The sequence below is a fragment of the Blastococcus capsensis genome (genome assembly GCF_030165005.1).
Lineage (GTDB): Bacteria > Actinomycetota > Actinomycetes > Mycobacteriales > Geodermatophilaceae > Blastococcus > Blastococcus capsensis.
Genome location: NZ_JASNNW010000029.1, coordinates 1 through 21,234, shown reverse-complemented (window position 1 = coordinate 21,234; position 21,234 = coordinate 1). Strand labels below are relative to the sequence as shown.

Sequence of the window (21,234 nt, the reverse complement as noted above, 5' to 3'; positions counted from 1 at the left end):
TCACGCCTCACTGAGCAGGCTCGCTTCCCGGCGCGGTGCCGACGGATCGGATCGGTCGACCAGGGGGAGCGAGCGCAGCCCGCGCTCCAGGTGCCACTGCAGGAGCGCGGCCACCAGCCCGCTGCCCTCCCGCCGGTTGGTGCCCTGGCTGGCCTCGGCGACCGCCCAGTCGCCGGTGAGCAGCGCGTCGAGCAGTTCGATGGTGATCGGGCTGGGCATCACCGAGCCGGTGGGGCGGCAGGGTGGGCAGACGGTGCCGCCGGCCGGGACGGAGAAGTGCCGGTGCGGGCCGGCCTCCCCGCAGCGCGCGCACTCGGACAGCGCCGGTTCCCAGCCGGCCACCGACATGGCGCGCAGCAGGAACGCGTCGAGCACCAGCGGTGCCGGGTGCGCCTTCTCCCCCAGTGCCCGCAGCGCGCCGACGACCAGCAGGAACAGCCGCAGCGACGGCTCCTTCTCCTCGGCGGTGAGCCGGTCGGCGGTCTCCAGGACCGCGGTGCCCGCGGTGTACGCCGGGTAGTCGGCGACGATCTCCTGCCCGTAGGACCGGATCGACTCCGCCTGGCTGACGATGTCGAGGTTGCGGCCGGTGTAGAGCTGCAGGTCGACGTGGGTGAACGGCTCGAGCCGGGCACCGAACTTGCTCTTGGTGCGGCGCACGCCCTTGGCCACGGCCCGCACCTTGCCGTGCCGGCGGGTGAGCACGGTGACGATCCGGTCGGCCTCGCCGAGCTTCTGGGTGCGCAGGACGATGCCCTCGTCGCGGTAGAGCGCCTTCGGGGTCGTGCTCATGGCTGGACTCCTCCGCCGTTCTCGCGCGCCATCAATAGCCCAGCCGGTTGAGCTTCTTCGGGTCGTCCTGCCACTCGCCCAGCACGGTGACGTGCAGCTCCAGGTGCACCCGGGCGTCCAGCAGCGTCTCCATGCCGACCCGGGCCTCGCTGCCGATGGCCTTGATGATCTGCCCGCCCTTGCCCAGCAGCATGGGCTTCTGGCTCGCCCGCTCGCAGTGCAGCAGGGCGTGCACCTCGACGAGCTCGTCGCCGGCCCGCTTGGGGTCGGGGCGGCGGTTCAGCTCCTCGATCGTCACCGCCAGGGAGTGCGGGACCTCCTGGCGCACCTTCTCCAGCGCTGCCTCGCGGACGAGCTCGGCGAGCTGCCGCTCGACGTCCTCGTCGGTGGTCTGCTCCTGCGGGTACAGCGGCGGCCCCTCGGGCAGCAGCCCGATCAGGAGATCCTCGAGCAGCTCGACCTGGTCACCCCCCACCGCGCTGACCGGCACCACCTCGGCGGCCTCGACCAGCTGGCTGGCGGCCATCAGCTGCTCGGCCACCTGCTTCTTCGACGCGGCGTCGGTCTTGGTGACGACGACGACCACCGGCGCCTTCACCTCCTGCAGCTGCCGGGCGATGAACTTGTCACCGGTTCCCACCGGCTGGTCGGCCGGGACGCAGAGGACGACGACGTCGACGTCGGACAGCGTGTCGCGGACGACGTCGTTGAGCCGCTTGCCCAGCAGGCTCTTGGGCTTGTGCAGCCCCGGGGTGTCGACGAGCACCAACTGCCCACCGGGCCGGTGGACGACGCCGCGGATGGCGTGCCGCGTGGTCTGCGGGCGGTTGCTCACGATGCCGACCTTCGCGCCGACCATCGCGTTGGTCAGCGTGGTCTTGCCGGCGTTGGGGCGGCCCACCAGAGCGACGAAGCCGCTGCGGTACGGCGTCGGGTCAGGGCTGCTCACGGCTCCAGTCTCCCACCGGGGGCCGACATCCCCGCGCGCCGGAGCTCCGGGGCTCGTGGCCCGCCGGAGCGACCGTCAGCACCAGGGGCGGCCGGCCCGGTCGCGGCGGGTGGCGTCGAGCCGGCTGAGCACGCGGACGCCGGCCAGGGCGTCGCCCGCCAGACGGTGCGCCACCTCCGACCAGGAGGCGGGCGGATCGCGGAAGGGCCCGGCGGCCGGGTGCCCCAGCGACCGCAGGACGAGCAGGAGGAGGAGCAGGAACAGGAACGTCGTCACGGCCTCGACTCTCCGCCGCACCGCCCGCGCCGGACAGGGGCAGGAACGACGGCGGGCACAACGAAGCTGCCAGGCTGACGGGGGCAAGGCACGGAAAACACCGGGACCAGCGGGCTGGGATGATCGCCGCCGTGGCAGGACGAGAGCGGAGCCGGTCGCGGCCGCCGCAGGCCGTGGTGGCGCGAGAGCGCCGTGCGCACGTCGAGCAGGTGCGCGGACATCGCTTCGTGGCCGGCTGGGGGCCGAAGCGCTCGGCGACCGTCGTTCCTGCGCCGTTGCGCTACTGGCAGTACCGGCCCGGCGGACCGGTCGCCCTCGGCCTCGCCGTGGCCGTCGCCGTGCTCTGGCCGGCGCTGTTCGGCTGGACCGCCGGCTGGCCGGCCGCCCGGGAGGAGGTGCCCCTGGCGCTGGCCGCGGGCATCGCCCTCTACGTGCTCAGCACCGGCCGGGTCACGGTCTCCGACCACGGCGTCTCCTTCGACGTCGCCGGCCGGCGGACCGACGAGGACACCGTGCTGCCGTCGGTCCTCGTGCGGGAGGTGCGCGCCGGCCGGGCACCCGCGGACCGGCCGCGTCCGACCCGGCGTGGCGGGTGGTGGCCGGGGCGCACCCGTGTCGCCGTCCGGTACCTCGCCGACGACGGCGAGCAGGCGCTCACCTTCTGGGCGCGGGATCCCGACGCATTCGCCGAGGCCCTCGGCGTGCCGCTGCAAGAATCTGCGCGGCGCTAACCTCCGCCTGGCCCTCTGCAGGGTCCCGCGGCGAGCTTGCGAGCGGTGGGGAGCAGGAAGTCCTTTCAGACGGTGGTGCGCAGCGTCCCGTCGGGGCCGGCGAGGTGCACCGGCGCACCCGGCGTCAGGTCGTGGACGGCGGCCAGACCCTCCTGCTCCACCGCGTCGGCGGCCGAGACCACCACGGCGGCCTCCAGGCCCTCCACCCCGCTGGAGACGGCGGCAGCGACGGCGGCCTGCAACGCGGAGAGCCGCAGGGACGGCAGCGCCACGCTCGCCGCGACGTAGGTGCGGCCATCGGTGTCGCGCACCGCGGCCCCCTCCGCCGCGCCCGTGCGGCCGCGCGCCGAGCGAGCGAGGGTGACGAGCTTCACGTCCTCGGGATCCAGGTCAGCCACCGGATCAGTCTCCTCATCGGTCCGGCCCTTCCGCAGGGGCCCGACGCGAGCCTGCGAGCGGTGGGGGGCGGGAGGGTCCTTCTTCAGCCTTCCACCACGCCGGCCGGCAGCTCCGCCCGGGTGGCCCCCGACGCCGGCTGCTCGTCGGTGTCCTCCTCGTCGTCCTCCGACGGCTCGGGCAGCCGGGACACCAGCAGGGTGTCGATCCGGTTGCGCCGTCCACCGGTGCTCTCGGCCACCAGCCGTAGCCCGCCGACCTCGGCCGCGGCCCCCTCGATCGGCACCCGGCCCAGCTCGCGGGCGAGCAGACCGCCGACGGTCTCCACGTCGTCGGTCTCGGGCAGCTCGACGTCGAACAGCTGCGCGAGGTCCTGCACCGGCAGCCGGGCGGTGACCCGCGTCGAACCGTCGTCGAGCTGCTCGACCTGCGGGCGCTGGAACCTGTCGTGCTCGTCGGCGATCTCGCCCACGATCTCCTCGAGGATGTCCTCGATGGTGACCAGACCGGCGAAGCCGCCGTACTCGTCCACCACGATCGCGATGTGGATGCGCTGGGCCTGCATGTCGCGCAGCAGCTCGTCGACCGGCTTGGACTCCGGCACGAACGACGGCGCGCGCATCAGCTCCTCGACCCGCGGACCGCGCTGGTCACCGGAGTACTGGGACCGGCGGACGAGGTCCTTGAGGTAGACCACGCCGACGACGTCGTCGACGTTCTCACCGATCACCGGGATCCGGCTGAAGCCGCTGCGCAGGGCCAGGGCGAGCGCCTGCCGCACGGTCTTGGTGCGCTCTATCCAGACGACGTCGGTGCGCGGGACCATGACCTCGCGCGCGATGGTGTCGCCCAGCTCGAACACCGAGTGGATCATGTTCCGCTCGCCGGACTCGACCACGCCGCGCTCCTCGGCCATGTCGACCAGCTCGCGCAGCTCCACCTCGGACGAGAAGGGGCCGTCGCGGAAACCACGGCCGGGAGTGATGGCGTTCCCGACCAGGATCAGCAGGGTCGCCACCGGGCCCAGCACGCGGCCGAGCAGGCGGACGATGCCGGCGGTGGCCAGCGCCGTGCCGTAAGCGTGCTGCCGCCCGAGTGTGCGCGGGCCGACGCCGACCAGGACGTAGCTGACCACGGTCATGACCCCCGCTGCGGCCAGGACCGCCTGCAGCGTGCTGTCCCACAGGTCGAAGAACAGCAGCGCGACGATCACCGCGGCGACCATCTCGCAGACGATGCGCAGCAGCAGGAGCAGCGAGACGTGCCGCGCCCGCTCGGCGACGACCTCCTCCAGGGCGGCTGCGCGCTTCACGCCGTCGCGACGCAGCTCCTCCACCCGCGCCTTGGACACGCGCTGGAGCGCGGCTTCCATGGCGCCGAACAGACCGGCGAGGGGAACCAGGCAGACGGCGATCACCAGCGTGATGATCGCGCCGGTACTCATCGGGAACCGGTCTCCTGACCAGGCGCACCCGGTGCCGCGGCGCGTGCGGCCGGGGCGCCGGTCACCGGTTCGCGGGGCGCCGCGCGCCAGGCGTCGATGAGCTTCGACTGCAGGCCGAACATCTCCTTCTCCTCCTCGGGCTCCATGTGGTCGTAGCCGAGGAGGTGGAGCACCCCGTGCGTGGCGAGCAGCACGAGTTCGTCGTCCATCGTGTGGCCGGCGGCGCGGGCCTGCCGGACGGCGACCGCCGGGCACAGCACGATGTCGCCGAGCAGCGCCGGGCCGGGCTCCGGGTCGTCGGGCCGCCCGGTGTCGAACTCGTCCATGGGAAAGGCGAGCACGTCGGTGGGGCCCTTCTCGCCCATCCACCGCTCGTGCAGGCTGCTCATGTAGTCGACGTCGACGCAGAGCACGGACAGCTCCGCCATCGGATTGATCTCCATCTCGCCGAGGACGAACCGGCAGATGCCGGCCAGCTCGGCCTCGTCCACGGCGATCTCGGACTCGTTGGACACCTCGACGGGCACGGTGGTCAGCTCCCCTGGCGGCGCGGTCTGGCGGTCCGGGCCGGCGGGCCGGCGGCCGGTCGGCTGGTGGTGGGCTGCCGGGTGGCGTCCCACCGCTCGTAGGCGTCGACGATGTCTCCGACCAGCCGGTGCCGGACGACGTCGGAGCTGGTCAGGTTGGCGAAGTGCACGTCCTCCACTCCGTCGAGGATCTCGCGGACGATCTTCAGCCCGCTCTGCGCGCCGCCGGGCAGGTCGACCTGCGTGACGTCGCCGGTGACCACGATCTTCGAACCGAATCCGAGCCGGGTGAGGAACATCTTCATCTGCTCGGCGGTGGTGTTCTGCGCCTCGTCGAGGATGACGAACGCATCGTTGAGCGTGTTGTGGGTGACGAGGAAGTCGTCGGTCACGTACAGCGAGTCCTGCGCGCCCACCTGGATGCACATCGTCTCCATCTCGCCCACCGGCTCGATGCTCTCGATGAAGCGCATCGGCCGACCGCCGCCCGCCGCGTCGTAGGTCTGCCGCTTCCGCTCGAGGCGGAACGGCTGCACCCCCTCGGGCAGGCGGATGTCGAGCACGTGGGCATCGGCCCTGTACGGCACGTCCCGGCCCAGCGCCCGCCCGGGCCGGCGACCTTCGGCCGCCCGGACGCGGGAGTAGACGACGCCGCCCAGGGAGCGGACGAGGAATGTCACGTCGTCGCGCAGCCGCGTCGAGGTGGTGCAGTACTGGACACGGCAGGTCCGCCCACGCTGGGAGACGGGATCGCCGTCGGTGTCGAGGAGACCCTGAAGGACCGCGAGCCGGACGTCTTCCGAGTTGTTCAGGTAGACCTCGGGGACGAACTTGGTCGCCGATCTCGTGCCGGCGAGGCCGAGCTCGCGGATCGTCTCGGTCACGGGGTTCGCGATCCGCAGCCCGCCGCGCCCGCCATCGAGGTGGCGCAGGGCGTAGTCGTACCCGCCCTTGTGGCGGACCTCGATGCGGTCGAGAGCAGCCTCCAGGGCGACGGCGAGCTCAGGGTCCGCGGTCGCGAAGGCGGGGGTCGTCGTGGTCGTCAGGCACCCGTCGCCGAGGAGGAGGCCCAGGGCGTACGGATCCAGCGGCACTTCTTCGGGCTCGAGCTGAACCGGCTGCACCACGGGCAGCTCGTACCGGTGCGCGTGCGACCACCGCAGCCGGCCGATCATCTCCTGGGTCTCCAGGGTGCGGGACGTCCCGCGACGTCGGTCGTCCGGCGTCCGTACCGTCCATAGGTGCTCGCCGCACGCAAGCGTCGAGCCGCCGTCCTGAGTGGTGACGCGGTACACCTGCTTGCGCCCCTGCGGGTACACACCCAGGACCGGGGTCGGCGTCCCGTCGGAGCCGACCACCAGGTCACCCACCCGCAACGTGCCGATCGGCATGAAGCCGTTCGGGGTGAGCACCTCGGCGTCGTACGGCTGGGCGCGGCCGCGCATGTACGCCAATGGCGCCACCTCGATCGTCCCCGCCTGCATCAGCCGCGGGATGGATTCCGGGTCGACCATGTCGTGCAGCGCGTCGTACAGCGGCCGCAGGTACGGGTCGATCTTCTCCGAGAGCGAGCCGGGCAGGTAGCCCAGCCGCTCCCCCGCCTCGACCGCAGGCCGGGTCAGGATGATCCGGTTGACCTGCTTGGTGGTGAGCGCCTGGACCGCCTTGGCCATGGCCAGGTACGTCTTGCCGGTACCGGCCGGGCCGATGCCGAAGACGATCGTGTGCTGGTCGATGGCGTCGACGTAGCGCTTCTGGTTCAGCGTCTTGGGCCGGATGGTGCGGCCGCGGCGGCTGATGATGTCCAGGCTCAGCACGTCGGCCGGGCGCTCGGAGCCGCCCGCCTTGAGCATGGCGATCACCCGGCGCACCGAATCGGGCCGCAGCTGCTGACCGGTGCCGATCAGCGCGATCAGCTCGTCGAAGACGCGGACGGCGAAGGCGTTGTCGGCCGGCTGCCCGGTGACGGCGATCTCGTTGCCGCGCACGTGCACGTCGGCGTCGACCCCCGCCTCGACCAGCCGGAGCAGCTCGTCGGCGGAGCCCAGCAGCGCCACCATGGGCACGTTGTCGGGAACGGTGATGGTGGCCCGGACGGCGGCGGGGACGCCCTCCGCCGGACTCGCGGCGGAGGGGGCCGGTGACCCGGTCGGGCCGTCCGCGGCAGCGGCCTGCGCCGATGCCTCACGGGAGCTCGGGGCACCTGGCACGGGGACGTTCGGGGAGGTGTCGGGCAAGAACCCTCGACCCTGCCTTCCTGCGACGGCGGTGTGCGACCAGCGCACTCGGAACCCGCTCGACTCTACCCGCGCCCGACCCACCGAATCCCGGCTCACCCGTCGGGGGTCACCGCCCCCGGTAGTTCGCCTTCCCGGGCCCCTCGCTCAGGAACGACGCGACCGCCCCGCGCAGGTCGTCGGTGGCGAACAGCGGTCCGGAGATCTCCGGCACCAGAGCGTCGGCGGCGCGTGCGCCCTCCCGGACGGCGACCGTCGCCAGCCGCTTGGTGGCCGCATGCGCCACCGTGGGGCCGGCGGCGACCCGGCGGGCGTACTCGCGGGCCGCCTCGGCGAAGCCCTCGTCGGGCAGCACCCGGTTCACCACGTTCCACCGCTCCAGCACGGCGGCCGGGTACCGCTCGCCGGTGTAGACGAGCTCCTTGGCCCGCGCGGGCCCGGCCCGCTCGGCCAGCCGCTGCGGCCCACCCATCGACGGCGTCAGCCCCACGACGATCTCCACCAGGCCGAAGGACGCCTTCTCCGCGGCCAGCAGGATGTCGCAGGACAGCGCCAGCTCGAAGGCGGCGGTCAGCGTCAGGCCGTGGGCGGCGAAGACGGTCGGCACCGGCAGGTCCTCGAAGGTGTTGGCCACCCGGAGCAGCCGCGCCCACAGCTCCCCGCCGACCCGGGCGGGGTCGGGGCCCTCGGCGACGTCGCGGAAGTAGGTCACGTCGACCCCGCCGGAGACGACCTTGCCGCGCGCCTCGACCAGCACCGCGCGGGCGCGGTCGGCCCGCGCCGGGTCGGTCAGCTCGACCAGCTCGCCGGCCACCGCCTCCATCGCGTCGAACGTCGCCGCGTCGAAGAGGTTCAGCGGCGGGTTGTCCAGCACGACGACGGCGACGTCGCCGTCGCGCTCGATGCGGAGGGGCGCGGTGCTCTCGGTCATGGGCCCACCTTCTCAGGCGGCGCGGCCGCCGGCGACGACGGTCGTGTGGGTCAGCCCGGCGGCCAGCCGAGATCACGCCCACCGAGGACGTGCAGGTGCACGTGGTGGACGGTCTGGCCGGCGGCCGGGCCGGTGTTGGCCACCAGCCGGTAGCCCGGCTCCACGCCGTCCCCGGACACCAGCCCCTCCTGCCGGGCCACCGCGTGCGCGGCGGCGACGACCTCCCCCATCAGCGCCGGGTCGGCCTCGGCCAGGGCACCGGCCGTCGGGTGGTGGTCGGTCGGGACCACCAGCACGTGGGTCGAGGCCTGGGGGTTGATGTCCCGGAAGGCCAGGACGCGGTCGGTCCGGTGGACGACGTCGGCGGGGATCTCACCGGCGACCATGCGGCAGAACAGGCAGTCGGTCACGGATCGACCCTAGAAGGACCCCCGTGCCCCCCACCACTCGCTGCGCTCGCCGCGGGACCCTGCACGGGGGCCGTTCCAGCACGACGCCCGCCCCCCACCACTCGCTGCGCTCGCCGCAGGACCCTGCACGGAGGCCGTTCCAACACGGCACCCGCCCCCCACCACTCGCTGCGCTCGCCGCAGGACCCTGCACGGAGGCCGTTCCAGCACGGCGGCGGTCAGCTTCCGGTCTCGACCCCCAGGTAGGCCTGCACGATCCGCTCATCGGCGAGCAGCTGGTCTGCCGGGCCCGAGTGCACGACCTCCCCGCTCTGCAGCACGTACCCCTGGTCGGCCGCGCGCAGCGCGCGCCGCGCGTTCTGCTCCACCAGGACGACCGTGGTACCCGAGGCGCGGATCTCCTCGATGACGCGGAAGACCTCGTCGACGATCTTGGGCGCCAGCCCCATGGACGGCTCGTCCATGAGCATCACCGTGGGCGCGGCCACGAGCGCGCGGGCGATGGCCAGCATCTGCTGCTCGCCACCGGAGAGCGCCCCGGCCGGCAGCGCCCGCCGCTCGGCCAGCACCGGGAACCGGTCGTACATGGCCTCGACCGCGCGCGCGGCGCCGTTCCCGGTGTGCCAGGTCCCCATCTGGAGATTCTCCTCGATGGTGAGCGTGGCCAGGATCTGCCGGCCTTCGGGCACCTGGACCAGGCCCCGGCCCACGAGCTTGTGCGCCGGGGTCCGGGTGATGTCCTGACCCTGGAAGGTGATCCGCCCCCCCGCTGGGCGCAGCATCCCCGAGACGGCGTTGATGACCGAGGACTTGCCGGCCCCGTTGGCGCCGACCAGCGTCACCAGCGAGCCCTGCTCGGCGCGGAAGGACACCCCGCGCACGGCCTCGACCCGTCCGTAGCTCACCCGCAGGTCGTCCACGGTGAGGATGGGGTCGCTCATGGGGCGTTCCTCCGGGTGGTGTCCGGCGTCTCGAGCGTGCCGGCCGCGGCCGGGTCCACGTTGACGGCGGCGGGCGGCGGGACCCCGTCCGGGCTCCCCGCAGTGGGGTCCGCTGCGGTGCCGGCAGCGAGGGAGCCGCCGTCCGCGTCGTCCTCGGCCGACCCGAGGTAGGCCTCGATGACCGCCGGGTCGGCGGCGATCTCCCCCGGCGCACCGCTGGCGATGACCTCGCCGAAGTTGAGGACGACGACCCGGGTGCAGGTCTGCAGCACCATGCCGACGTTGTGCTCGATGAACAGGATCGTCAGCCCGTCCCTCGCCAGCGAGGTGATCAACTCCGACAGCCGCCCGGCCTCGACGTGGTTCATCCCGGCGGCCGGCTCGTCGAGGATGAGCAGCGACGGGTCCGACGCCAGCGCACGGGCGATCTCCAGCCGCCGCTGGTCGCCGTAGGACAGCGCCTCGGCCCGGCTGGCCGCGAGGTCGGCCAGGCCCACGCGCTCCAGGCACCGCGCCGCCTGCCGCAGCGCGGCCTGTTCGTCACGGCGTGCCGAGGGCAGCCAGAGCAACCGCCGCAGGAAGGTCGGCCGGCTGACCAGGTGGGCGCCGACCAGGACGTTCTCCAGCGCCGACAGCCGGTTGAACAGCTTCGAGTGCTGGAAGGTGCGGCTGACCCCGGCCGCGGCGATCCGGTGCACCGGCGTGCGGCCGATCTCCGCGCCGAGCACCGTCGCGGTGCCCGAACTCGGCGGGACCAGGCCGCTGATCATGTTGACCAGCGTGGTCTTGCCGGCGCCGTTGGGGCCGATCAGGCCGACGACCTCACCGGCCCTGATCTCCAGGTCCACACCTCGGACCGCGTGCACCCCGCCGTACTCCTTGCCCAGGCCCGCCAGGGCGACCACGGTGTCGCCGGCCGCCGGGTGGCTGCGCCCGGTGCGGTCGTCGGCGGCGTCGCCGGCGTCCGAGGGCATCCGGGTGCGGCGCGGGAGGAGGCTGGCCAGCCCGCCGGGCAGGAAGAGGATGACCACCAGCAGCAGCAGGCTGGCGAGGAAGGGGCGGATCCAGCCCGCCTCCACCCCGACCGCCCGCTGGACCTCGGGGACGATCGTCTGGAACCCGCTGCCCAGCAGGGGCCCGAGGAACATCGTGGAGCCACCGACCACCGCGGTGACCAGCCCCTCGACGGCCGCGACGAAGTCGAAGTCGTCGGGGGCGATGAGCCGGACGTAGTAGGCGTAGAGGACGCCGTACAGCCCGGCGACCGCACCGGCGGTGACGAACGCGGCGAGCCGGTGCCGGCCGACGTCGATGCCCATGGCGCGGGCGGCCAGCTCGTCCTCGCGGATGGCCTCCAGGGCCCGGCCGTACCGGGAGCGCCCCATCCGCCAGAACCAGTACGCCACCAGCGCCAGCGCGAACCAGGCCATGCCGACGGTCAGGATGCGGGACACCCCGAGCCCCTGTGCACCGCCGGTCCACTCCTGGTTGAGCAGCACCACGCGCACCGCCTCGGCGAAACCGAGGGTGGCGATGGCCAGGAACACGCCGCGCAGGTGCATGGTCGGCAGGCCGAGCATCACGGCGGCGAGCGCGCCCACCGACATGCCGATCGCGACGGCGATCAGCAGCGCGGGGACGTCGCCGACGTCGGCCCGGTCGGGAGCCAGGTAGGCCCCGGAGAACGCCGCGAGGGAGGCGAAGCCGGCCTGCCCGAGGCTCAGCTGCCCGGCGATCAGGACCGCGTAGAACGAGTAGGCGAAGATCGCGCCGAGGGCGATGAAGGTCAGCGTGGTGGCGTACTGGTCCAGCATCAGACCTCCCGGACCTTCCGCGCGCCGAGCAGCCCCTGCGGGCGCAGCAGGAGGATGACGAACAGCAGGCCGAAGGCGATGACGTCCACCCAGGACGAGCCGATGTACTGGACGGCGAACACCTCGGCCAGGCCCAGGAGCAACCCGCCGATGAGCGCACCGGGCAGCGACCCCATGCCGCCGACGATGATGACCGCCAGGCCCTTGAGCTCGATGGCCGCGCCCATGCCCAGCTGCGCGGTGTTCACGTTGATGGCGAACAGCACGCCGGCAACCGCGCCGAGCGCCGAGGAGATCGCGAAGGTCACCGCGGTGACCCGGTCGACGTTCACGCCGAGCACCCGGGCCGCCGTCGGGTTCTCGGCGACCGCGCGCATCCCCCGGCCCAGCCGGGTGCGGGTGACCATGTAGGTGAGGCCCACCATCAGGGCGAGGGACACCGCCAGGATCACCACCTGCACGAGGGTCACCTGGGCGCCGAAGACCTCGAACCTGGTGTCGGGGAACGAGCCCGGCGGGAAGCGGCGGGTGTCGGGGCCGTAGCGCCACTGCAGCAGCGCGATGAGCATGCCGGCGAGCGCGATCGAGGAGATCAGCCCGGCGAAGTGCGCGTCGGCCCGGCCCTTCAGCGGCCGGAAGGCCAGCCGCTCGATCAGCAGGCCGAGGACGGCGCCGACGACGAACACCAGCGGCAGCGCCGCCCAGAGCGAGAGACCACCCCGCTCGACCAGCTCGATGCCGACGAAGGCGGACGCGGCGAACACCGCGGGGTGCGCCAGGTTGAGCCGGTCGAGGATGCCGAAGACCAGCGTGAACCCGATGGCGAACAGCGCGTAGATGGAGCCGATGAAGATGCCGTTGAGGAGCTGCTGCACAGCGGTCCCTGTCTCGTCGTGGGTGCGGGCACGGTAGCCGACAGACCGCCGGGGGCCCGGTCCGAGGACCGGACCCCCGGCGAGGTCGCGAGCAGCCCCGGCCGGTCAGCCGGCCGGGGCCACGTGCCGGATCACTCCAGGACGGCGAACGAGCCGTTCTCGACCACCTGCACGACGGCGGGGTGGTCGGCGTCGCGGTTCTCGTCGATGGAGAACTCACCGAGCACCGTGGGGACGTTCTCGATCTGGCCGAGCGCCTCCTGGATGCTGTCCCGCTCCGCGGAGCAGTTGGCGCGCACGGCCTGGTCGACCAGCTTCAGGCCGGTGTACGCCTGCGCGGCGAACTGGTCGGGCTGGGCGCCGTACTCCGCCTCGTAGGCCTCGAGGAACGCCTGGTTCTCCGGGTTGTCGGAGGAGGAGTTCCACGCGGCGCCGACGACGACGCCTTCGGCCGCCTCGCCGGCGTCGGCCATCAGCCGCGGGTTGTTGAACCCGTTGCCACCGATGATCGGCACGTCGATGCCCAGCTCGCGGGCCTGGGTGACCAGCGGCACGGCGGCCTCGATCAGCGCCGAGACGACGATCGCATCGGGGTCGCTCTCCTGGGCCTGGGTGAGCAGCGCCCGGAAGTCGGTGTCGGACTTGGAGAAGGTGATCGTCTCGCTGATCTCGACGCCCTGCTCCTCCAGCGCGGCGGCGAACGCCTCGTAGCCGGACTCGGTGAACGCGTCGTCGTTGCTGTACATGACGACCACGTTCTCGAGCCCGAACTGCTCGGTGGCGGCCTCGATGGTCTGCGGGATGACCGCCTGCTCGGTCAGGGAGTCGCGGAAGATGTAGTCCCCGATCTCGGTGACGCCCGCGGCCGTGTTGGAGATGCCGAGCACCGGGACGCCGGCCTCCTGGGCGATCGGGTCGGCCTGCACGGCGGCGTTGGACAGCGTGGGCCCGATGACCAGGCTCGCGCCGTCGTTGACGAACTCGTCGAACAGCGTGATGGCCTGACGCGGGTCGGTCTGGTCGTCCTCGATCGTCAGGTCGTAGGTGACGCCGTCCTGCTCGGCCAGCTCGGCGGCCGCCAGCTCCAGGCCGCGCTGCTGCGACTCGCCGTAGCTGGCCGCCGCGCCGGTGAGGCTCAGCACCGCGCCGACGGGCACCTCGCCCTCGATGGTGCACGAGTCGCCGCTGCCCTCGCCGGTCAGGCCCCCGGAGGCGGCGGTGGAGTCCCCGCCGCCGGAGTCACCGGAGGAGCAGGAGGCGAGGACGAGCGCCGCGGCGCTCGCCGCGGCCACGGTGTAGAGCTTGGTGCGCATGTCTCTCCCTTGTCGAACACGACGACCACGCCGGCCCCGACGGGTGGCCGCGCGTCCCCCCGGGCGGACGGGGTCTGCCCCTGCCGCTCAGGCGCCGTGGGCCGACCGCGGTCGGTCGGCCGGTTACGGCCGTCACAGTAGGCACCGCGGCTCCGCTCGCGGACGGGGGCCGGGCAAGCGTGCCCAGAACGTGACCGACGCCGGCGCCCGGTCGCGCGTCGACGGCGCGCTGCACCGATCCCGTCACGCCGGTGCAGGATGGGGCGCTCCCTCTCCCGTTCCCCGGAGGTGCCCCGTGCCCCGCCCCGTCCCTCCAGCGCGCACGTAGTGCGCAGCGCAGCCGCCGCCCGGTCGGGTGGCCCCGGTCCCGGATCCGTTCCTCGCCCGTTCGCCTACCGCGCCCGCACGGTGATCGCCCTCCTGCTCGCCGCCGTCCTCGCCGGCTGCGGCGCCGCCCCGGCAGCCGACCGGCAGGAACCGTTGCGCATCGGCGCCGTCCCCGACCAGGACCCCGAGGTCCTGCAGCGGCTGCACGGCACGGTCGCCGACTCGCTGTCCGAGGCTCTCGGCGTCGACGTCGAGTACGTGCCGGTCACCGACTACGCCGCCGCCGTGTCGCTCTTCCGCACCGGCGACCTCGATCTCGTCTGGTTCGGCGGCCTCACCGGCGTCCAGGCCCGCCTGCAGACCCCCGGGTCGGTGCCGATCGCCCAGCGCGACGTCGACGCGGACTTCCACTCCGTCTTCGTGGTGAACGAGGCGACCGGGCTGGCGCCGTCCGACGACCTGGCGCCGCTGGCCGACCTGCGTTTCACCTACGGCAGCGAAACCTCCACCTCCGGCCGGCTGATGCCCGCCTGGTTCCTGGCCGAGCAGGGGGTGGATCCCGCCGGATTCCCGGGCGGCCCGGGCTTCTCCGGCTCGCACGACGCAACCCTCGCCCTGGTGGCATCGGGCAGCTACCAGGCCGGGGTGCTCAACGAGCAGGTCTTCGAGGCGCGGAAGGCCGCCGGGGAGATCCCCCCGTCGGTCGTCCGGTACGCGCGGAGCCCCGCGTACTCCGACTACCACTGGCTGCTGGGCCCCGACGCGGTCGAGCGGTTCGGCGACGACCTGCCGCAGCGGCTGACCGATCACTTCACCGGACTCTCGGCCGACGACCCGGCCGACGCCGAGGTGCTCGACCTCTTCGGTGCGGAGTCGTTCGTCCCCACCGAGGCGGCGAACTACGAGCAGATCGAGCAGATCGGCCGCGACCTGGGGCTGGTCAACTGAGCGCGCTCGCGCGGCTCACCGGGATCGAGGTGCGCTTCGGCGGCACCACCGCCCTTACCGGCGTGGACCTCGAGGTGGCCGCGGGTGAGCGGCTCGCCGTCGTCGGGGCCTCCGGCGCCGGGAAGTCCACGCTCCTGGGCGTCCTCAACGGGTCGGTGCGGCCGAGCGCCGGCGAGGTGCGCGTGCTCGGTGCCGACCCGGCCGCCCTGCGCGGCCGGGAGCTGCGCCGGCTCCGGGCGCGCACCGGCACGATCCACCAGGGTCTGGAGCTCCCCGGCGCCCTCCGGGTGGTGCACAACGTCAACGCGGGCCGGCTGGGCTCGTGGTCCGCGGCCCGGGCCGCGTGGTCGCTGGTGCGGCCGCAGGGCACCGGCGAGGTGCACGACGTGCTGGCGCAGGTCGGCCTGGCGGACCGGATGTACGAGCGCACCGACCGGCTCTCCGGCGGACAGCGGCAACGGGTCGCGCTGGCCCGGCTGCTCCTGCAGCAGCCGGAACTGGTGCTGGCCGACGAGCCGGCGTCCGCGCTCGACCCGGCGCTGGCCGACCTCGCGCTCGAGCTGCTCGGCGAGCTGACCACCGCCGCCGGAGGCGCGCTGCTGGCCTGCCTGCACGACCCCGCGCTGGCCCTGCGGCACTGCGACCGCGTGGTCGGGCTGGCCGACGGCCGGGTGGTCCTCGACGCCCCGGCCCGCACGCTCACCGTGCCGGAACTGGAGGCGTTCTACGGGGTCACCCGGTGACCGCCGTCCTGTCGCGGGCGGCGCCGCCCGGGCCGCGGCTGCGCCGGAACCGGCGGCGCTGGGGATGGTCCCTGGCCGGCCTCGCCCTGGTGGCGTGGTCGCTGGCCGGAAGCGGGCTCTTCCCGGGGCCGGTGGTCAACCCCGCGGGCAGCGGCGAGGTCGGCCGCTTCCTCTCCGCCGCGCTGCGGCCGGAACTGGGCGCCGGGTTTCTCGCTGTCGTCACCGAGGCGACCCTGGTCACCCTCGCCTACGCGGTCCTCGGCGCCGGCCTGTCGGTGCTGCTCGGCGCCCTCGGGGCGCCGCTGGTCGCGCGGGCCACCTGGGGACGGCGCCGGCCCGGCTGGCGCGCGACCCGCGCGGCGCTGGCGCTGCCCCGGGGCCTGCACGAGGCCGTCTGGGGGCTGCTGCTGGTCAACGTGCTGGGTCTGGACCCGTGGGTGGGCGTGCTGGCCATCGCCATCCCCTACGGCGCCATCACCGCCAAGGTCTTCGCCGACCTGCTCGACGAGGCGCCCCGCGGCGGGCACGACGCCCTGCTCGCGGCCGGGGCCGGGCGCGCCAGCGCGGTGCTCTACGGGTTGCTCCCCACCGCCGCCGGCGGGTTGCTGTCCTACTCCTTCTACCGGCTCGAGTGCGCGGTCCGCTCGGCGGTCGTCCTCGGCCTGATCGGCGCCGGCGGGCTGGGCTACCAGCTGGCCCTGTCGTTCAGCTCGCTGCGCTGGGAGCAGGTCTGGACGACGGTCTACGCGCTCGCCGCCCTGTGCCTGGCAGCCGACGTCGCCGGCCGCGCGGTCCGCCGCCGGGTCGCGGCCCCGCCCCCGGGTGGAGCGGCGTACCGGCGCGACCGGGTGCTCACCGGAGCCGTCGCCGCGGTGGTCGCGCTCGCGGTCTGGTCCGCCTGGTACCTGGCGCTCACGCCCGCCGCGCTGTTCTCCGCCCGCACCGCGGAGCAGCTGGGCTACGTCGTCTCGGCCGCGTGGCCGCCGGCCACCGACGGCGGCCTGCTCGCCACCGTCTGGGCCACCGCGCTGGTCACGATCCAGATGTCGGTGCTGGGCATCGTCTTCGCCACCGTCGGAGCCGTGGCGCTCGCCCCGTTCGCGGCCCGGCCCTCCGCTCCCGCCGGCGCGGCACGCCGGGCCGTCGGGGTGCTGACCCGCCTCGGCCTGCTCCTGCTGCGCGCCGTGCCGCCGCCGGTGTGGGCCCTGGTCCTGCTCTTCGTGCTCTTGCCCGGCGTCCTGCCCGGTGCCCTGGCGATCGGCGTCTACACGATGGGGGTGCTGGGCCGGCTGGTCGGTGAGGCGGTGGAGGAGGCCGACCGGCGTCCCAGTGCGGCCCTGCGGGCCTCCGGTGCGTCGGCGGCCGGCAGCCGGCTCTACGGGACGGCACCGACCCTGGCCGGACCGGTGCTCGCGCTGGCGCTCTACCGGTGGGAGGTGGCGATCCGCGACACCGTGCTGGTGGGGCTGCTCGGCGCCGGCGGGATCGGCGTGCTGCTCTCGGCCGAGACGTCGTCGTTCGACTGGGCGGCCGTCACCACCGTGCTCACCGCGATCGTCCTGCTCACGTTCCTGGTGGACCTGGTGAGCGACCGCGCCCGTGCGGTACTGCGATGACACTGCGGTCCTCCGGACCGCACCACGGCCAGGTGCACTCCCCCGGCTGCGACGAGTCGTCCGTCCACCGTGCCGGGAGCCCTCCGGGCCCCGCGTCACGGCGAACCCTGCCTGCTACGCCCAGCGGGTGCGCGCGGAGAGCGCGGCGAGGGCGGCGGCGCCGGCGGTGGAGGTCCGCAGCACCTCGGGCCCCAGCCGCACCGGCTCGGCGCCGGCGGCGCGGAAGGCGACCACCTCGCCGTCGGCGAGACCGCCCTCGGGGCCGACGACGATCACCACCGTTCCGGCGTCGGGCAGCGGCAGCTCCGCCAGGGGACGGCGGGCGGCCTCGTGCAGCACGACGGCGAGGTCGGCGTCGGCCAGCAGCCCGCAGACGTCCCGCGTGGTCATCGGCTCGGTGACCTCCGGCAGCCGCGGCCGGCGCGACTGCTTGGCCGCCGCCCGGGCCGCGGAGCGCCACTTGGCGACCCCCTTCGCCACGCGGTCGTCGCGCCACCGCGTCACGCACCGCGAGGCCTGCCACGGAACGATCCGGTCGACGCCGAGCTCGGTGGCGAGGTCGACGGCGAGCGGTCCGTGGTCGCCCTTGGGCAGCGCCTGGACCAGGACGAACGCCACAGCCGGCGGCGGCACCTCGAACCGGCTGCGCACCGCGACCCGCAGGCCCGAGGCTACCGCGGCCGCCACCTCGCCTTCGGCGACGGTGCCGTGGCCGTCGCCGACGCGCACCCGCTCCCCCGGCCCCAGGCGGAGCACCTCGACCGCGTGCCGCCCCTCCGCCCCGGCGACCAGGAGCTCGGGTGCGTCGGGCAGGTCGTCGACGAGGAAGAGCGGTGCGCCGTCGAGCTGCGGGGCGTCGCTCACGGGTCAGCGGCCGTTGAAGACGTCGCGGACGCGCGAGAACAGACCGCCCTGCGCCTCGCGGTTGGCGTCGGGCCGGTCCTCGCCCCGGAGGGCGGCCAGCTCGCGCAGCAGCTTCTCCTGCTCGCCGTCGAGCCTGGTCGGCGTCTGGACCTCGACGTGCACGAGCAGGTTGCCCCGCCCGGTGGCGCGCAGCCGCGGGGCGCCGTGCGCCCGCAGGGTGAGCACGCTGCCCGACTGGGTGCCGGGCCGGATGTCCAGCTCCTCCTCGCCGTCGAGCGTCTTGAGGTTCAGCGTCGTGCCCAGGGCGGCCGAGGTCATCGGCAGGGTGACGCGGCAGTGCAGGTCCACGCCGTCCCGGGTGAAGACGTCGTGCGGGCGCTCGTGCACCTCCACGTACAGGTCGCCGGCCGGGCCGCCACCGGGACCGACCTCGCCCTGGCCGGTGAGCCGGATGCGCATGCCGTCCTCGACACCGGCCGGCACCTTCACCGAGATGGAGCGGCGGGCGCGGACGCGGCCATCGCCGGCGCACTTCGGGCAGGGTTCGGGGATGACCTGACCGGTGCCCGAGCAGGTGGGGCAGGGGCGGCTGGAGACGACCTGGCCGAGGAAGCCGCGCTGCACGCTCTGCACCTCGCCCCGGCCGGAGCAGGTGCCGCAGGTGGCGACGTGCGTGCCGGGCGCGGTACCGGCCCCGGCGCAGGTCTCGCAGAGGACGGCGGTGTCGACGGTGATCTCCTTGGTGACGCCGAAGACCGTCTCGTCCAGCTCGAGCTCGACCGGGATCAGCGCGTCCCGGCCGGCGCGGGTGCGGCTGCGCGGACCACGGGCGGCCGCGCCGCCGAAGAAGGCGTCCATGATGTCGCCCAGACCACCGAACCCGGCGCCGCCGAAACCGGCCCCGGCACCCGCGCCGGAGTCGAACGGGTCACCGCCGAGGTCGACGATCCGGCGCTTCTCCGGATCGGTCAGGGCCTCGTAGGCGCGGCTGACCTCCTGGAAGCGGTCCTTCGCCTCGGGGTCGGGGTTGACGTCGGGGTGCAGGTCCCGGGCCAGCCGCCGGTAGGCGCGCTTGATGTCCTGGTCGGTCGCTCCCTGGGCCAGGCCCAGCACGCCGTAGTAGTCGGTTGCCATCGAAGTTCTCGTCCTCAGCTCTCGGCCAGCAGATGGCCGACGTAGCGGGCCACGGCGCGGACCGCGGCCATGTTCCCTGGGTAATCCATGCGGGTCGGGCCCACGATGCCGAGACCGCCCAGCGCCCGGTCGGCCGAGCCGTACCCGACGGTGACCAGCGACGCACCCGACAGCGCCTCGTGGGCGTTCTCCTCGCCGATCCGCACCAGCACGGTGCTCGCGTCGACCTCGCTCATCAGCCGCAGGACGACCACCTGCTCCTCGAGCGCCTCCAGCAGCGGCCGCATCGTGCCGGGGAAATCCATGGCGCTGCCGCGGGCCAGGTTCGCCGTCCCCCCGACGACCAGCCGGTCCTCGCTGGGCTCGACGAGGGTCTCCATGAGGGTGGCGCTCACCGCGGCGACCAGGCTCCGGAGGTGCGGCGGCGCCGTCTCCAGCAGGCCGGGCACCTTGTCCCCGGCCTCACCGAGCTTCACCCCGGCGAAGGCGGAGTTGAGCAGGGTGCGCAGCTCCGGGACGGCACCGGGTTCGACGTCGGCCGGGCACTCGACGACCCGCTGCTCCACCCGGCCGGTGTCGGTGATGAGCACCACCAGCAGCCGGCCGGAAGCGACCTGGACGACCTCGAGGTGCCGGACGGCGCTGCGGGAGAGGGTCGGGTACTGGACCACGGCCACCTGGCGGGTCAGCTGGGCGAGCAGCCGGACGGTGCGGCCCAGGACGTCGTGCAGGTCCACCGCGCCGTCCAGGAACCGCTCGATCGCCCGCCGCTCGGCCGGCGACAGCGGCTTGACCGCCGACAGCCGGTCGACGAACAGCCGGTAGCCCTTGTCGGTGGGCACCCGGCCGGCGCTGGTGTGCGGCTGGGTGATGTAGCCCTGCTCCTCCAGCACCGCCATGTCGTTGCGGATGGTCGCTGGGGAGACGCCCAGGTCGTGGCGCTCGGCGAGGGCCTTGCTGCCCACCGGGTCGTTGGTCGAGACGAAGTCCTGGACGACGGCCCGGAGTACCTCCAGGCGGCGTTCGTCGTGCGCCACGGTGACACCTCCCCGTACCGGTCGACGCGCCGTGCGGCGCCGGACGCCGAAGCGATGTCCCGAGGCCTGGCAGCCGTCCGGGACACCCCCGGACTGGCACTCGCACGGACGGAGTGCCAAGTCAGCATACGTGCGACCGCCGGTGCCGTCGCGTGGCTCGCGAGGGTCCTCACCCCTGCCGGGGAGCCCCGACGGGCCCGCCCCGCGGCGTCTAGGGTGGACCGCGTCGGCGCCCCGGGGCGGGGCTGAGAGCGGAGGTCGGTCCCCTGATCTTCAAAGGCGTGCACAACGGGCGCCCCTATCCCGACCACGGGCTGTCCACCCGCGACTGGGCGATGATCCCGCCTCGCCAGGTCAGGCTGGACACCCTGACGACGACCAAGCGCGAACTGGCCCTCGACGCACTGCTGGCCGACGACTCCACCTTCTACGGCGATCTCTTCCCGCACGCCGTGCAGTGGCACGGTGAGCTGTACCTCGAGGACGGCCTCCACCGCGCGCTGCGGGCGGCCCTCCAGCAGCGCAACGTGATCCACGTGCGCGTCCTCGACCTGGATGCGCTCCCCCCGGTGCAGTCGCAGAACGGGCCGGACACCGCCGCGATCCCCGCGCAGCCGTCTCTGCCCGACCCCCGGCGCGTCTGAGTGCGTGTCCGGGAATTGAGTCAGCGGGCCAGTCGGCGTGACATGGTCATGATCATCGCGGTGTGGATCATGGCCTCGCTGGTGTCGATGCGTCGCTCGTAGTCGCGTACGCAGCGGCGGTACTTGCTGATCCAGGCGAAGGTTCGTTCCACCACCCACCGTCGGTGCAGCAGCTTGAAGCCGACCTGGTCATCGGCACGCTTGACGATCTCGACGGTGAACGCCAAGACCTTGGTGGCGAAGGTGACCATCCGCCCGGCGTATCCGGCGTCGGCCCACACCAGC

The 21,234-nt window shown here is 73.8% G+C and carries 22 protein-coding genes; 5 read left to right on the top strand and 17 right to left on the bottom strand.

All coding sequences use genetic code 11. The features are described from left to right. From recO to QOZ86_RS19395, 3 genes are all read right to left on the bottom strand, one after another. Positions 1-792 carry a DNA repair protein RecO gene (gene recO, locus QOZ86_RS19405; protein WP_284493619.1) on the bottom strand — a complete coding sequence of 264 codons (792 nt, stop codon included), beginning with the start codon at positions 790-792 and terminating at the stop codon, positions 1-3. A gap of 31 nt (positions 793-823) precedes the next feature. After that, positions 824-1,741 (bottom strand): GTPase Era, encoded by a 918-nt coding sequence (gene era / locus QOZ86_RS19400; RefSeq protein WP_284493618.1) that lies wholly within the window; start codon positions 1,739-1,741, stop codon positions 824-826. 75 nt (positions 1,742-1,816) lie between these two features. Then, positions 1,817-2,017: a hypothetical protein gene (locus QOZ86_RS19395; protein ID WP_284493617.1), complete on the bottom strand. Its 201-nt coding sequence runs from the start codon at positions 2,015-2,017 to the stop codon at positions 1,817-1,819. Positions 2,018-2,148: 131 nt separating this feature from the next. Between QOZ86_RS19395 and QOZ86_RS19390 the strand changes: the two genes are divergently transcribed. Next, entirely contained in the window at positions 2,149-2,748 is a 600-nt protein-coding gene (locus QOZ86_RS19390; RefSeq protein ID WP_284493616.1) for a hypothetical protein, read from the top strand. 65 nt (positions 2,749-2,813) lie between these two features. Here QOZ86_RS19390 and QOZ86_RS19385 read toward each other — a convergent pair whose 3' ends face one another. From QOZ86_RS19385 to QOZ86_RS19340, 10 genes are all read right to left on the bottom strand, one after another. After that, on the bottom strand, positions 2,814-3,146 hold the full coding sequence (locus tag QOZ86_RS19385) for a cytidine deaminase (RefSeq protein ID WP_284493615.1): 333 nt from the start codon (positions 3,144-3,146) through the stop codon (positions 2,814-2,816). An 83-nt stretch (positions 3,147-3,229) separates the two neighbouring features. Next, positions 3,230-4,588 carry a hemolysin family protein gene (locus QOZ86_RS19380; protein WP_284493614.1) on the bottom strand — a complete coding sequence of 453 codons (1,359 nt, stop codon included), beginning with the start codon at positions 4,586-4,588 and terminating at the stop codon, positions 3,230-3,232. Further along, positions 4,585-5,115 carry an rRNA maturation RNase YbeY gene (gene ybeY, locus QOZ86_RS19375; protein ID WP_284493613.1) on the bottom strand — a complete coding sequence of 177 codons (531 nt, stop codon included), beginning with the start codon at positions 5,113-5,115 and terminating at the stop codon, positions 4,585-4,587. The genes QOZ86_RS19380 and ybeY overlap by 4 nt, the downstream gene beginning before the upstream one ends. A gap of 5 nt (positions 5,116-5,120) precedes the next feature. Continuing rightward, entirely contained in the window at positions 5,121-7,325 is a 2,205-nt protein-coding gene (locus QOZ86_RS21300) for a PhoH family protein (protein ID WP_284493612.1), read from the bottom strand. 136 nt (positions 7,326-7,461) lie between these two features. Further along, complete coding sequence (locus QOZ86_RS19365) at positions 7,462-8,283, bottom strand: enoyl-CoA hydratase/isomerase family protein (RefSeq protein ID WP_284493611.1); 822 nt, start codon at positions 8,281-8,283, stop codon at positions 7,462-7,464. Positions 8,284-8,333: 50 nt separating this feature from the next. After that, complete coding sequence (locus QOZ86_RS19360) at positions 8,334-8,693, bottom strand: histidine triad nucleotide-binding protein (RefSeq protein ID WP_284493610.1); 360 nt, start codon at positions 8,691-8,693, stop codon at positions 8,334-8,336. Positions 8,694-8,911: 218 nt separating this feature from the next. Next, entirely contained in the window at positions 8,912-9,634 is a 723-nt protein-coding gene (locus QOZ86_RS19355; RefSeq protein ID WP_284493609.1) for an ABC transporter ATP-binding protein, read from the bottom strand. After that, positions 9,631-11,448: a branched-chain amino acid ABC transporter ATP-binding protein/permease gene (locus QOZ86_RS19350; RefSeq protein WP_284493608.1), complete on the bottom strand. Its 1,818-nt coding sequence runs from the start codon at positions 11,446-11,448 to the stop codon at positions 9,631-9,633. The genes QOZ86_RS19355 and QOZ86_RS19350 overlap by 4 nt, the downstream gene beginning before the upstream one ends. Further along, positions 11,448-12,323 (bottom strand): branched-chain amino acid ABC transporter permease, encoded by an 876-nt coding sequence (locus QOZ86_RS19345; RefSeq protein WP_284493607.1) that lies wholly within the window; start codon positions 12,321-12,323, stop codon positions 11,448-11,450. The genes QOZ86_RS19350 and QOZ86_RS19345 overlap by 1 nt, the downstream gene beginning before the upstream one ends. 131 nt (positions 12,324-12,454) lie before the next feature. After that, entirely contained in the window at positions 12,455-13,636 is a 1,182-nt protein-coding gene (locus QOZ86_RS19340; RefSeq protein WP_284493606.1) for an ABC transporter substrate-binding protein, read from the bottom strand. 327 nt (positions 13,637-13,963) lie between these two features. Here QOZ86_RS19340 and QOZ86_RS19335 point away from each other — a divergent pair, with 327 nt between their 5' ends. From QOZ86_RS19335 to QOZ86_RS19325, 3 genes are read left to right on the top strand one after another with little or no spacing between them, the layout of a single operon-like run. After that, positions 13,964-14,911 carry a putative selenate ABC transporter substrate-binding protein gene (locus QOZ86_RS19335; RefSeq protein ID WP_284493605.1) on the top strand — a complete coding sequence of 316 codons (948 nt, stop codon included), beginning with the start codon at positions 13,964-13,966 and terminating at the stop codon, positions 14,909-14,911. Positions 14,912-14,940: 29 nt separating this feature from the next. Then, positions 14,941-15,654 (top strand): phosphonate ABC transporter ATP-binding protein, encoded by a 714-nt coding sequence (locus tag QOZ86_RS19330; protein WP_284493604.1) that lies wholly within the window; start codon positions 14,941-14,943, stop codon positions 15,652-15,654. Continuing rightward, on the top strand, positions 15,651-17,270 hold the full coding sequence (locus QOZ86_RS19325; RefSeq protein ID WP_284493603.1) for a PhnE/PtxC family ABC transporter permease: 1,620 nt from the start codon (positions 15,651-15,653) through the stop codon (positions 17,268-17,270). The genes QOZ86_RS19330 and QOZ86_RS19325 overlap by 4 nt, the downstream gene beginning before the upstream one ends. Before the next feature lie 114 nt (positions 17,271-17,384). Here QOZ86_RS19325 and QOZ86_RS19320 read toward each other — a convergent pair whose 3' ends face one another. From QOZ86_RS19320 to hrcA, 3 genes are read right to left on the bottom strand one after another with little or no spacing between them, the layout of a single operon-like run. Continuing rightward, positions 17,385-18,134 carry a 16S rRNA (uracil(1498)-N(3))-methyltransferase gene (locus tag QOZ86_RS19320; protein ID WP_284493602.1) on the bottom strand — a complete coding sequence of 250 codons (750 nt, stop codon included), beginning with the start codon at positions 18,132-18,134 and terminating at the stop codon, positions 17,385-17,387. Between the two features lie 3 nt (positions 18,135-18,137). Continuing rightward, the gene (gene dnaJ, locus QOZ86_RS19315) at positions 18,138-19,268 is read right to left on the bottom strand and encodes a molecular chaperone DnaJ (RefSeq protein ID WP_284493601.1); all 1,131 of its coding nucleotides are present in this window, start codon (positions 19,266-19,268) and stop codon (positions 18,138-18,140) included. A 14-nt stretch (positions 19,269-19,282) separates the two neighbouring features. Further along, the gene (gene hrcA, locus QOZ86_RS19310; protein WP_284493600.1) at positions 19,283-20,305 is read right to left on the bottom strand and encodes a heat-inducible transcriptional repressor HrcA; all 1,023 of its coding nucleotides are present in this window, start codon (positions 20,303-20,305) and stop codon (positions 19,283-19,285) included. Positions 20,306-20,550: 245 nt separating this feature from the next. On the opposite strand from hrcA, the gene QOZ86_RS19305 reads away from it, so the two are divergent. Next, positions 20,551-20,949 (top strand): type II toxin-antitoxin system VapB family antitoxin, encoded by a 399-nt coding sequence (locus QOZ86_RS19305; protein ID WP_431521234.1) that lies wholly within the window; start codon positions 20,551-20,553, stop codon positions 20,947-20,949. Between the two features lie 20 nt (positions 20,950-20,969). Here the strand turns inward: QOZ86_RS19305 and QOZ86_RS19300 are convergent. Next, positions 20,970-21,234, bottom strand: a 265-nt coding sequence (locus QOZ86_RS19300; RefSeq protein ID WP_284492916.1) for a transposase, incomplete at its 5' end; no start/stop codon positions are given.